An 11,607-nucleotide genomic window follows, 5' to 3' on the forward strand; every position below is an offset into this window, starting at 1 on the left:
AAAAAATGTTTGGGCATACAGAATAAAGATTTCTAGGATTTTTTAATGAGTTTTTCAAGAGCTACGATGTGTTTTTTAAATTCGGCTTCCCCTAGTTTGGTGGTGCTGTAACGGGTGTTTGGTTTTCTACCAATGAATTGTTTTTCTACTTTGATATAGTCTGCATTTTCAAGCGCTTTTGTATGGCTTGCCAAATTGCCGTCAGTCACTTCCAAAAGTTCTTTTAGGGCGTTGAAGTCGGCGTATTCATTGACCATCAACACAGACATGATTCCTAAACGGATTCTATGATCAAATACTTTATTTATATTATCAATAATGCTCATACTATTTCCTGCGAAAGCAGAAATATCAAAGTTAAAAATGTAATTATCAGTTTTTCTAATCTGTCGTTCTGAATGGGCATTAAGCAGGTCGAGGGCATCATTATATAGAGTCATTTAAATATACGTCTCCATGACTCTGCGAGCGCTTACCAACGCTACTTCCCATCAGTCTCATATTTAAAATACATCAAAGCCCCATATACAATATGCATAATCCCAAAACCAAAGGCCCAAAAATACAAACCATATCCGATAAATTGTGTAGCGATGAGTCCTAAAGCGACATTAATTAACCCCAAATATCGAATGTCACCCAATGTGTATTTGCTGGCATTGATACAGCCCAAGCCATAAAAAATCAGTGTTGCCGGAGCAATCAGGCCAAACAAGCCTTGATCTATCAATACTAAACAAAAAAGCCCGCCCGTAACAATAGGAATTAAGAAGTTTATAACTAGCCTTTTGGACGAACCGTCCCAAATACGCGCATTGTTCTTTTTTGCTTTTTTGACTGTTAGGAAAATTCCTGTAATAATTGAAAGTGAAATCACCGCAACAGCAATTGAGAATAGAGTGCCGACAGCGTCAAAAGCGGCGAAGTATCCTACTCCAGGATTTATGATGGCGTTGGCATCTTTAATAATAGTGTATGCTATAAAAGCGCCAATTAAAGCGTACATACCGGCAAGTATGCCAGACAATCCACTCAACGAAATAAACCGAGAAGATTTATGCATCATATTCTTAATCTCACTGATGTCTTTTAGATAGTCTTTTGATTTCATGCTAAAGTACTTTGAATTACAAAGTAAATTTATTTTGTTCATGCGTGCAAGTAAAAAGTTTATTATTTTTGGAACAATGGTGGATTATGTGTATGAGTTATTGGTGAGAGATAGGAGATGAGCGATAGTTTGAGGGAATTTGTACGTTTCTGAATTGACCACTCTCAGCGTGGAAAACGATGAAAACAAATGTACAGAGTATTGATAAGCAGCCTTAATTCTCAATTAAATTTTAAAATAAAAATAGCACTAGCAACCTTATTTCGTTAATGAACTGCTATTTTTGATAATGTAATAAAAAGCCGCTTTAATTTTAACCAAAAGATATTTAAAAGCTCGTCGGTTACCGATCGTTAAAATTTCTTTTAAAAATAAATGAAAAATGAAACCATTGAAAAAAGTACGCTTCACGTTTCGGATCGTTTTGCTAAGCGCATGTCTGCTGGTTATGATATCCTGTAAAGGACAAGTTAATAGTCCTCCTCAAGAGAAGGTTTCTCCAGCTCAAGAAGAAATAACTACTCCGGTTCAAGAGGAAATATCCCATGCTGCACCAGAAAATGGCGCTAATTCAGCTAAAGGAATAGCCCATTTTGAAGCTGCGCTTAAGGCGGCCGAAGTCAACAATATGCCGTTGACATATAAAGAATTTTTGGCCGCGGCTAATGAAGGGCATGTTTTCGCTCAGTACAATGTTGGACTCATGTATGAACAAGGTCTTGGGACTACTAAAAATCCAAAGGAAGCAGTTTATTGGTATAACGAATCTGCTCTACAGGGCAATTCGGCTGCACAATTTAATCTTGGTGTGTGCTTTGAAAATGGAATTGGAACATCGGTGGATTTCCATAAAGCAAATGAGTGGTATCGTAAGGCTTCGGTTCAAGGTGATGGATTGGCTGTTGGTAATCTCGGAATGTTATATATCCGCGGTCAGGGTGTGAAAGAAAACAAGGTTGCGGGCGTCGCACTTCTGCTTATGTCAACAATGATGGATACTTCTCCTGAAAACCAAGCAAGGAATAATATTTCAAGAACTAGTGGCTTAACTTCTGCAATGGTTACCGCAGCTCAAGCTCTTTCAGACCAAATGAGTCAATCCACTAACATGTTGGTGCCTCTCGACGACTATTTGAAAATATCAGAGTAATTAATTATGAAGCCGGCAGAAGCCTATATCTTAAAGCAATCAGAACCATACCAGTCAATTATTATGCACCTGCAACTTTTAATTGATGTGACTGTTCCTGATAATGAGCTGTTGTTTAAATGGCACATGCCAATTGTTTATGTGGATAAACGTCCTTTGTGTTACATCAACCAATCTAAAGATTATGTAGATCTCGTGTTCTGGAATGCTGCCCGTTTTACCGAGTTGACAGAATTTCTCGTGACCGATAATCGAAAGCGTATGAAGTCCTTGCGATATAAAAGTGTAGAAGCTATTGATGATGAGATTGTCATCGAAATGCTTAAACAAGCCTATCACTTTAGGGCATTTAAGTTTTTGAACTAGCTTTTTTCAAGAATGGCTTTCCAACGTTCGGACTCTGCATACTCTTTAATAATCTGATTTCGTTCTGAAAGAAATTCGAACATGTATTTTTTAAGGAAGAACTGATCTGCCAATCTACCTAAAACCCCATAAGGCGAACAATAGGTGAAGATATCCGTCATAAGCGTACCATTAGTGGCGTCTTTAAAATGATGTTCGTGCTTGAAATTTTTAAAAATCCCAGAGACCATTTCATCTGCAAAATAATGAGGGTGGTATAATTCTGTAATTTTTGAAGTCAGTTGGTGATAAAATCCAAAATGTTTGGCGCGCCAAGTTACTGATTCGTTTAAATCCAAAAGTCCGCTAGTTCTTCCAGCAATGGCAGTTTCCTTGGTGTTTTGAGTGGATATTTTATGAAGATCAATACTACGCGACAAATCAAAAACGATTTGCTGATTTGCATTAATGAAGGTCTTCAGGACAATTTTTGGCATCTTCGAAATTTATATCCTGCTAATAATAGTTGACGTTAAAGATCCTTGTACATCGCGAAGGTTTCAAACGCTAACCCTTTATAACTCTTTTTCTTTTTTTTATCCACTTCGTAATAGTGAGAATCAAAAAAATCAAACGCTGTAATGCTCACGTCACTTTTCAGAACCTCAAACCCGTTGACAGATGCTCTTGATTCCATGATGCGGAGCAGTTTTGATCCAATGGTACGCCTCTGGAAATCTTTGTGAATATATAATCCATCCATGTGATTTCCGTTGATGAGATAAGAAAAACCAACGATTTGATTTTTGATTTCTGCAACAAGGAAGTAGGTGCTTTGAATCCGATCTTTCCATTCTTGGAGGTCATCAGCACCAGAAGACCAAACTTGAATTTGTTTTTCAGAGTAATCATTACTATTGATGGTACGGATTGTATCTCGGTAAATAGCAGTTATTTCCGGAACATCCTCTAGTGTTGCTTGTCTAATATCTATCATAATTATATTCTAAAAATACCGCCTAAACTAAACACGCTCTCCGCATAGAAAAAATGTTGAGAGGCGCTTTCACTTGGGTTGTGGGTGGTTCTAATATCTCCCATATTAATATATCCGCCTTTTAAATCGCCTTGAATGAAAAAGTGTTTAAAGAAGGTGAAGTTCAAACCAGCACTTGCAGAAACCCCAAAGCCTGCAATATGAAATTCATCATAACGTTCGCGATTAAGAAGCTTGGTGTTGGTCTTTGGGTATAGCACCCCTGCGCCAATGCCTTCTGTAATATTTATTTGAAACTTATCAGTGTTTTGAATGTTGAAAATGGAGGAAATATCGTCATATCTAGCAATTTCTGCGTATACATAATTTAATCCATCGGTATGCTCAAATTGTAAAAATTCATCAGAAACCAAAAAGTTCTGCTGCTCATAAACACCGTTGTATATTGATCCTATTTCATTGGACGGTAAATCGATATAGCCATTGACGACCCTGTTTTTGTTAGAATCCATTACATACTTCATATGATCTACCCCTAGAGATATCGTATAATGGTCCGAAAAAAAGTATCCCAACTTAAAATTGGTTTGCGGAATGGTCATCCGTACAGGATTGATATAATCAATGTGCCAACCTTTGGGTTTATCGTGCGCCGTGACGTCTTGTATTGTAAACTCGTAATCATCACCTTTAAAAGTAATGTCAGAATTTGTAAAAGCCGACCTATTTCCTCCCCAACTTATAAAGATTTTACCTTTATTAGTGGCTGTGTATTTTGTAGGTTCTTTGAGATCTTGTGAAAAGCTGTTTAATGTGAGCAAAAAAAGGATTCCACCAAGGAATGGTGTTTGAATTTTTTTAAACATTTTAAAAGGTAATTTTATAAAGCGTTGATTGTTTTTCTAATAGCCACCAAATTGGTCAGCAGTTTTTCCAAGTTGTCTAAATGTAGCATATTAGCGCCATCACTTTTAGCGTTTGCGGGGTCAAAATGAGTCTCAATAAATAGGCCATCAACGTTGTTGACAACTCCAGCTCTGGCAATGGTTTCAATCATATCAGGCCTGCCACCAGTAACACCAATACTTTGATTAGGTTGTTGCAGAGAATGGGTCACGTCCAAGACGGTAGGCGCATATTTGCGCATGGTAGGAATGCCTCTAAAATCAACAATCATATCCTGATAACCAAACATGGTTCCTCTGTCTGTAATCCAAGCTTTTTCATTACCTGCATCCTTTACTTTCTGAACGGCATGTTTCATGGCTTCTGGACTCATGAATTGTCCTTTTTTTAGATTGACAACTTTTCCGGTTTCTGCAGCGGCCACCACCAAATCTGTTTGTCTCACCAAAAAAGCAGGAATCTGTAAAATATCTACATATTCGGCCGCCATTTTAGCATCTGAAATTTCGTGAATATCCGTAACAGTGGGAACATCAAATGTTTTGGAGACTTTACGAAGTATTTTTAAGGCCTTCTCATCACCAATTCCCGTAAAACTATCAATTCTACTCCGATTTGCTTTTTTGAAACTTCCTTTAAAAACATAAGGAATTTGGAGGTTGTTTGTAATTGCTACTACTTTTTCGGCAATACGTAAGGCCATATCTTCTCCTTCAATGGCACATGGTCCACAAAGTAAAAAGAAATTATTGGCAGTTGTGTGTTTTATTTTTGGAACGTCGTTGAGCGTCATTGGTCTATTATTTTAAATGTGCAAAGTTACGGAAAATAATGTGCGCATTTATGACTCTTTAATATGGATTTATGATATTAAACAGTATCGCTATTTCAAAAGGGAATTTGGGGGCAATTAAGGTTGGGAAAGCTGCATAGGACCGACGATCATTCCTGAGGCTGAAAAGAGATCTTTAAAACGCTTTCCTGATACTATTTTTAATCATCCAGAGTGCCATAACAAAATTTCCAACAACGAAAAACCCTCCCATAATTAAAAATCGTTTGGTGTCATAAGAAAGGTTGACAATGTTCAAAAAGTCGAACAAATAAGCTAATATGATATACGAGGAGAGACAGACAAAAGTGATGCCCAATGAGAAATTAAGCTTATCATTAGGTTTGATCAATTGCCACAAAAACGGAATTCCAAATAATAGAATAGGATAGGCGGTGAGGCCTTGACTTCTGTTGACATCAGTAAACCAATAAATAATCACTGCTATAAAATAGAAGTAAGGGATAAAATTTGTGTATGCTTTAATTGCTTTCATCTGTAAATTTTAAATGTTTTGATCCATTTATCTATACCTGATATTTTTTAAGTTACAGGGTTTAGGGCCATAAATGGTCAGACGTCAATTGCCAATTATTCAAAATTTTTAATAGGAATGGCTATTTACCATTTATCAATTCTAGAACGTAAGATACCTTTTGAAAGTGTCTAAAATCGGAACAATAACATTTTATTAACTATAAAAAATCGAGATCTATTTTAAGTTGTAGAGGGTAATTTTGTCAAGTTCAATGCGTTATGTGCCGGTTTTAAAATGGCAAATAAAATTCCCGAACTAAAAAAAAATTAAAATTCCTGAAGTTTCAAGAATGCTTGTGAAAAAAAAATAGCGTACATTTGCACGCTGAAAAATGGCACCATATATATGGCAAAGATAAAAAATATTGCAATTATTGCACACGTTGACCACGGTAAGACCACCTTGGTTGATAAAATTATGTACCACTGTCACACATTTCGTGAAAGCGAAAACACTGGCGATTTAGTTCTTGATAACAATGATTTGGAACGTGAAAGAGGAATTACGATTACCTCTAAGAACATTTCTGTTAATTATAAGGACACAAAAATAAATGTTATTGACACTCCTGGTCACGCGGATTTTGGAGGTGAAGTTGAACGTGTATTGAACATGGCTGATGGTGTTTTGCTGTTGGTTGACGCGTTCGAGGGGCCTATGCCGCAAACACGTTTTGTGCTTCAAAAAGCACTTGATTTAGGTTTAAAGCCTTGTGTTGTCGTCAATAAGGTTGACAAGGACAACTGTACGCCAGATGAGGTACATGAAGCTGTTTTTGATTTGATGTTTGAATTGGGTGCGGAAGAGTGGCAATTGGATTTTCCAGTGGTGTACGGTTCTGCTAAAAATAATTGGATGAGTACCGATTGGAAAAATCCAACCGATTCTCTTGAGCCGTTATTGGACATGGTAATAGAACATGTGCCATCGTTTAAAATTGAAGAAGGAACTACTCAAATGTTGATTACTTCTTTGGACTTCTCTTCATTTACTGGTAGAATTGCGATTGGTCGTTTACAGCGCGGGATTTTAAAAACAGGAATGAATATTTCTTTGGTAAAACGCGATGGAAAAATCGTTAAATCAAAAATAAAGGAACTTTACGTTTTTGAAGGCGTAGGGCGTAGAAAAGTGGATGAGGTTCAAACTGGAGATATTTGTGCTTTAGTTGGATTGGAAGGATTTGATATTGGAGATACTATTGCCGATTTTGAAAATCCTGAAGGATTAAAGACGATCGCCATTGATGAACCTACAATGAGTATGTTATTTACCATTAATGATTCGCCATTTTTTGGTAAGGACGGAAAGTTCGTCACCTCTCGCCATATCAAAGATCGCTTAACTAAAGAGCTTGAGAAAAACTTGGCATTGCGTGTTAATCCAACCGATAGTGCAGATAAATTTATGGTGTTTGGCCGTGGGGTCTTGCATTTGTCTGTTTTGATAGAAACGATGCGTCGTGAAGGCTATGAGCTCCAAATTGGTCAACCTCAGGTAATCATCAAAGAAATTGATGGTGTGAAATGTGAGCCAGTTGAAGAGATGACCATTGACTTACCAGAAGCCGTATCAGGTAAGGCCATTGAAATGGTGACCATGCGTAAAGGTGAAATGTTAAGTATGGAAGCCAAAGGCGACCGTATGGTATGTAAATTTATTATTCCATCACGTGGTATTATTGGTTTACGTAACCAATTATTGACAGCTACAGCTGGTGAAGCTATTATGTCTCACCGTTTTACAGAATACCAGCCACTTAAAGGTGGTATTCCAGAACGACAAAATGGCTCATTGGTATCTATGGAGAAAGGTCAAGCGATTCCTTATTCTATTGATAAATTGCAGGATAGAGGTAAGTTTTTTATTGATCCGGGAGAAGATATTTACGAAGGCCAGGTGATTGGAGAAAATTCTCGTGGTGATGATATGGCGGTTAATGTCACAAAAACCAAGAAATTGAGTAACGTACGTTCTTCAGGTGCTGATGATAAAGCACGTATTGTTCCTGCTATTAAATTTTCTTTGGAAGAAGCTTTAGAATATATCCAAAAAGACGAATATGTTGAGGTTACTCCAAACCATTTAAGAATACGTAAAATCTATTTAACAGAAGTAGAACGTAAGAGAAACAAAACAGTATAATATCATTATTTGATATCATTTTAAAAGGGAATTCCAATTGGAGTTCCTTTTTTTTGTTTAGGGTCATAAGAGATGACGAAGAATGTTTGAAGTTGAACGAATAATTAGAACGACATCCAAAACCTTCGTTAAAAATATTGTATTTTGGAAGCTGAATTACATTATAAAATCTTCTAACTCCTACAGGCTTTTGAAAGCGTATTCTATTGAACTATATCAGCCCAAATTTAAGTCGGTTTGGAATGCCTTTGTGTCCGATTCCAAAAATGCTACTTTTTTATTTCAGCGCGATTTTATGGAGTATCATCAGGATAGGTTTGAGGATTTTTCTTTGATGATTTTTGATAAAAAAAAATTGGTAGCGCTGATGCCTGCTAATAGGGTTGGAGATACAGTTTACTCGCACCAAGGCTTGACTTATGGCGGGCTTTTGTTACCTAATAATATAAGATTTGAAATCGTATTGCATGGTTTTGAGTTGCTTTTGAAGTTTCTTAAAGAACAAAACATCATTACATTATATCTAAAGGAAATGCCTTCCATTTATCATCGTATTCCATCCCAAGAAGTCCGTTATCTGAATTTCATTTTAAAGGCAGAATTGGTTAGGAGAGATGTGCTTTCAGTCATTGATAATCAGAATAAAATTAACTTTTCGGCCAGTCGGCTAGAAGGTATCAAACGTGCACAAAAGTACGACTTAGAGATTGTAAATGACGATAATTTTGAGCTGTTTTGGAATGTGATTCTCAAACCTAACTTAAAAAATAAACACGATGCCATTCCTGTGCATTCGCTTGAGGAAATAGTAGATTTAAAGCACAAATTTCCTGAAAATATAAAACAATTCAATGTTTACCATGGCGGAGAAATTGTAGCCGGTGCAACCATATTTGAGACAGAATATGTGGCGCATTGTCAATATATTTCTGGAAATCCTGATAAAAATACTTTAGGAAGTTTGGACGCTCTGCATGATTATTTGATTAGTAAGTTTTATGCAGATAAGCGCTATTTTGATTTTGGTACTTCAAACGAAAATAGAGGTGAAAATATAAATGAGGGGCTTCAATTTTGGAAAGAGGGTTTTGGGGCCCGAACCATAACACAGGATTTTTATCAAATACAGACGAAGAATTATACAGACTTAAAAAAAATCCTGAAATGATAAAATTTTTGGATCTCCATAAGATTAATGAGCGTTTTGAGAAGAATTTTCAAGACCGTTTTAAGAGTTTTTTAGATTCTGGGCATTATGTTTTAGGAGTTGAAGTGGCACAGTTTGAAACTGATTTTGCAAGGTATTGTGGGACCAAATACTGTATCGGAACAGCCAACGGATTGGATGCTTTGACCTTGATTTTTAAAAGTTATATACATTTGGGAAAATTACAGCCGAATGATGAGGTGATCGTTCCTGCCAATACTTATATCGCTTCCATTCTTTCGATACTCAATGCTGGATTGAAACCAATTCTCGTTGAGCCTGATCTTGAAGCTTATAATATTTCACCTGTAGAAATAAAGAAACATACTTCCAAGAACACTAAAGCTATTTTGGTAGTGCATCTTTACGGCCAATTAGCAAATATGGACGCCATCCAAACCATCGCTGAATCAGAAGGTCTGTTAGTTGTTGAAGATGCGGCACAAGCGCATGGCGCAGCTATAAGTTCTAAGTTGAAAATGGCGGGAGCTTTTGGAGACGCTGCAGCATTTAGTTTTTATCCCAGTAAGAATTTGGGGGCTCTGGGCGATGCAGGTGCAGTTACCACAAATGATGGAAATTTAGCCGAAACCCTTAAAGCCATGCGGAATTATGGCAGCTCAACAAAGTACGTGAATGAAATTATAGGTGTCAATAGCAGGTTGGACGAACTTCAGGCTGCATTTTTGAATATCAAATTAAAATCACTAGATAAGGATAATGCGAAGCGACAAGATATCGCCAAAAGATATCTAAGAGAGGTAAAGAATAAAAGAATAAAACTTCCGTTTTATAGTGGAGACCAAGATCACGTTTTTCATGTATTTGTTGTCAGAGTCAAGGACAGATCCATCTTTATAGATTATTTGGAGTCTTGTGATATTGAATATTTGGTGCATTATCCTATTCCGCCGCATCAACAAGAAGCATTGTCAATGTTTAAGCATAGCAAGTTTCCAATTACTGAAGAGATACATAAAACTATTATTAGTATTCCTATAAGTCCGGTTATGACGGAGAAAGAGGTGTCCACTGTTATTAATGTTTTAAACGCGTATTAAGTGGGGAAGTTCAATAACTATATTAATGAGCATGTGCTGTTTAAGGTAGCCAATCTCAATACGGCAACCATTATTACTAAAATTGTTGCGGGGATTTTAACCTCTAAAGCCATAGCAGTTTTTATAGGAGCAGAAGGGATGGCGCTCATCGGCAATCTCAGGAACTTTATAAGTGTAATGCATACTTTTTCAATCTTAGGTTTTTATAATGGACTGGTCAAATCCATTTCAGAGGTAAAGAATGATGCTTTTAAACTGAGCCAAACCCTATCCACGGCCTATTATTTAGGATTTTTCTCAACGATCCTTATTTCTCTTATTAGCTATTATAATGCAGAATCGATTAATGATTTTCTGTTTTCTTCTTTTTATAATTATGCGTATGTCATTAAAATAATGGCTTTGGCATTGCCATTCTATGCGTTGAATATGTTCAGCTTTGCCATCATGAACGGCTTTTCAAAGTATAAAATCTTATTGATCATCAATATCATTGGTCAGGTTTTGGGACTTTCAGTGACTTTGCTCTTAATTTATCAAAATAATATTGACGGTGCTTTAATTGCCGCTGTGGTTGCTCCGTCACTTATCTTACTGATTACTTTTGTTGGGTTTGTAAATCAACGCAGTCTGACATCATCTTTAAGAATATCCAACGTTAATCTAGGGGTGTTAAAAAAGTTTGCGCCATTTGCAGTAATGGCTTTAGTTACGGCCATAGCCATCCCAATGGTTTCCATCGTGATCAGAAACTATATTATTGATGAAGTAGGGATTAAGGAAGCTGGATATTGGGAAGCCATGCAGCGCATTTCAGATTATTATCTCATGTTCATAAATTCGTTGTTGACCCTATACTTTCTGCCGCGGTTCAGTGAAATTGAAAGCAAGCAGGAATTTAGGAAGGAGGTTTTTAGTTTTTACAAAAGGACGATGCCTCTTTTTGGATTAGGATTGATCGTTATTTACCTAATACGATCATTTTTGGTACCGCTCATGTTTTCTGAGGCTTTTGAGCCCACTGAAGCGTTATTTTTTTGGCAGCTGTTGGGTGATTTTGTAAAAGTGCTATCCATAGTGATTGCCTATCAATTTATTGCCAAAAAAATGTTTACCCATTTTATCATCATTGAGATTTTTTTGTTGATCATCATGTATCTGTCTAGTGTATATTTGATTGATATTTATGGTGTTGAAGGGGCAGTTATGGGACACTTTGTAAGCTATTTGATGCATTATGGTATTATTTTGTTGATATTTGGGACGTCGCTTTTTGGGATATTGAATGAGCAGAATGAGGACTAAGTGTTTTTAA

The 11,607-nt window shown here is 36.6% G+C and carries 13 protein-coding genes; 6 read left to right on the forward strand and 7 right to left on the reverse strand.

What is annotated here, in order from left to right; all coding sequences use genetic code 11:
• Window positions 1-32: 32 nt before the first annotated feature.
• Both G525_RS0101620 and G525_RS0101625 read right to left on the reverse strand, forming a co-directional pair.
• Window positions 33-326 (reverse strand): winged helix-turn-helix domain-containing protein, encoded by a 294-nt coding sequence (locus tag G525_RS0101620; RefSeq protein ID WP_027124589.1) that lies wholly within the window; start codon window positions 324-326, stop codon window positions 33-35.
• 155 nt (window positions 327-481) lie between these two features.
• A complete protein-coding gene (locus tag G525_RS0101625) occupies window positions 482-1,111 on the reverse strand; it encodes a hypothetical protein (RefSeq protein WP_027124590.1) in 630 nt (209 codons plus the stop codon).
• A gap of 448 nt (window positions 1,112-1,559) precedes the next feature.
• Here G525_RS0101625 and G525_RS21570 point away from each other — a divergent pair, with 448 nt between their 5' ends.
• Both G525_RS21570 and G525_RS0101645 read left to right on the forward strand, forming a co-directional pair.
• Window positions 1,560-2,261: a tetratricopeptide repeat protein gene (locus tag G525_RS21570; protein WP_051209686.1), complete on the forward strand. Its 702-nt coding sequence runs from the start codon at window positions 1,560-1,562 to the stop codon at window positions 2,259-2,261.
• Between the two features lie 6 nt (window positions 2,262-2,267).
• Window positions 2,268-2,627: a DUF1801 domain-containing protein gene (locus G525_RS0101645; protein ID WP_027124591.1), complete on the forward strand. Its 360-nt coding sequence runs from the start codon at window positions 2,268-2,270 to the stop codon at window positions 2,625-2,627.
• Here G525_RS0101645 and G525_RS0101650 read toward each other — a convergent pair.
• The 5 genes from G525_RS0101650 to G525_RS0101670 all read right to left on the reverse strand — a co-directional run bounded on the left by G525_RS0101650 (window position 2,624) and on the right by G525_RS0101670 (window position 5,837).
• Window positions 2,624-3,103 carry an SRPBCC family protein gene (locus tag G525_RS0101650; RefSeq protein ID WP_027124592.1) on the reverse strand — a complete coding sequence of 160 codons (480 nt, stop codon included), beginning with the start codon at window positions 3,101-3,103 and terminating at the stop codon, window positions 2,624-2,626. The genes G525_RS0101645 and G525_RS0101650 overlap by 4 nt on opposite strands.
• Window positions 3,104-3,138: 35 nt before the next feature.
• On the reverse strand, window positions 3,139-3,603 hold the full coding sequence (locus G525_RS0101655) for a GNAT family N-acetyltransferase (protein WP_027124593.1): 465 nt from the start codon (window positions 3,601-3,603) through the stop codon (window positions 3,139-3,141).
• 2 nt (window positions 3,604-3,605) lie between these two features.
• Window positions 3,606-4,469: a hypothetical protein gene (locus tag G525_RS0101660; RefSeq protein WP_035478747.1), complete on the reverse strand. Its 864-nt coding sequence runs from the start codon at window positions 4,467-4,469 to the stop codon at window positions 3,606-3,608.
• 14 nt (window positions 4,470-4,483) lie between these two features.
• Window positions 4,484-5,302, reverse strand: a complete 819-nt coding sequence (kdsA, locus tag G525_RS0101665; protein WP_027124595.1) for a 3-deoxy-8-phosphooctulonate synthase — start codon at window positions 5,300-5,302, stop codon at window positions 4,484-4,486.
• A gap of 175 nt (window positions 5,303-5,477) precedes the next feature.
• Entirely contained in the window at window positions 5,478-5,837 is a 360-nt protein-coding gene (locus G525_RS0101670; protein WP_027124596.1) for a hypothetical protein, read from the reverse strand.
• Window positions 5,838-6,224: 387 nt separating this feature from the next.
• On the opposite strand from G525_RS0101670, the gene typA reads away from it, so the two are divergent.
• From typA to G525_RS0101690, 4 genes are all read left to right on the forward strand, one after another.
• Window positions 6,225-8,024 (forward strand): translational GTPase TypA, encoded by a 1,800-nt coding sequence (gene typA / locus G525_RS0101675; protein ID WP_027124597.1) that lies wholly within the window; start codon window positions 6,225-6,227, stop codon window positions 8,022-8,024.
• Between the two features lie 82 nt (window positions 8,025-8,106).
• On the forward strand, window positions 8,107-9,192 hold the full coding sequence (locus G525_RS0101680) for a GNAT family N-acetyltransferase (RefSeq protein WP_084647677.1): 1,086 nt from the start codon (window positions 8,107-8,109) through the stop codon (window positions 9,190-9,192).
• Window positions 9,189-10,292, forward strand: a complete 1,104-nt coding sequence (locus G525_RS0101685; protein ID WP_027124599.1) for a DegT/DnrJ/EryC1/StrS family aminotransferase — start codon at window positions 9,189-9,191, stop codon at window positions 10,290-10,292. Before G525_RS0101680 ends, G525_RS0101685 begins: the two co-directional genes overlap by 4 nt.
• Window positions 10,293-11,597 (forward strand): O-antigen translocase, encoded by a 1,305-nt coding sequence (locus tag G525_RS0101690; protein ID WP_027124600.1) that lies wholly within the window; start codon window positions 10,293-10,295, stop codon window positions 11,595-11,597.
• Window positions 11,598-11,607 lie beyond the last annotated feature (10 nt).

The sequence above is a fragment of the Gelidibacter mesophilus DSM 14095 genome, assembly GCF_000423005.1.
GTDB classification, from domain to species: Bacteria; Bacteroidota; Bacteroidia; order Flavobacteriales; family Flavobacteriaceae; genus Gelidibacter; species Gelidibacter mesophilus.

Coding starts and splice junctions, on each gene's coding strand:
- G525_RS0101655 (WP_027124593.1), bottom strand. CDS start 3,603: ATGATAGATATTAGACAAGCAACACTAGAGGATGTTCCGGAAATAACT.
- G525_RS0101685 (WP_027124599.1), top strand. CDS start 9,189: ATGATAAAATTTTTGGATCTCCATAAGATTAATGAGCGTTTTGAGAAG.
- G525_RS0101670 (WP_027124596.1), bottom strand. CDS start 5,837: ATGAAAGCAATTAAAGCATACACAAATTTTATCCCTTACTTCTATTTT.
- typA (WP_027124597.1), top strand. CDS start 6,225: ATGGCAAAGATAAAAAATATTGCAATTATTGCACACGTTGACCACGGT.
- G525_RS0101620 (WP_027124589.1), bottom strand. CDS start 326: ATGAGCATTATTGATAATATAAATAAAGTATTTGATCATAGAATCCGT.
- G525_RS0101660 (WP_035478747.1), bottom strand. CDS start 4,469: ATGTTTAAAAAAATTCAAACACCATTCCTTGGTGGAATCCTTTTTTTG.
- kdsA (WP_027124595.1), bottom strand. CDS start 5,302: ATGACGCTCAACGACGTTCCAAAAATAAAACACACAACTGCCAATAAT.
- G525_RS0101650 (WP_027124592.1), bottom strand. CDS start 3,103: ATGCCAAAAATTGTCCTGAAGACCTTCATTAATGCAAATCAGCAAATC.
- G525_RS0101680 (WP_084647677.1), top strand. CDS start 8,107: ATGTTTGAAGTTGAACGAATAATTAGAACGACATCCAAAACCTTCGTT.
- G525_RS21570 (WP_051209686.1), top strand. CDS start 1,560: ATGATATCCTGTAAAGGACAAGTTAATAGTCCTCCTCAAGAGAAGGTT.
- G525_RS0101625 (WP_027124590.1), bottom strand. CDS start 1,111: ATGAAATCAAAAGACTATCTAAAAGACATCAGTGAGATTAAGAATATG.
- G525_RS0101645 (WP_027124591.1), top strand. CDS start 2,268: ATGAAGCCGGCAGAAGCCTATATCTTAAAGCAATCAGAACCATACCAG.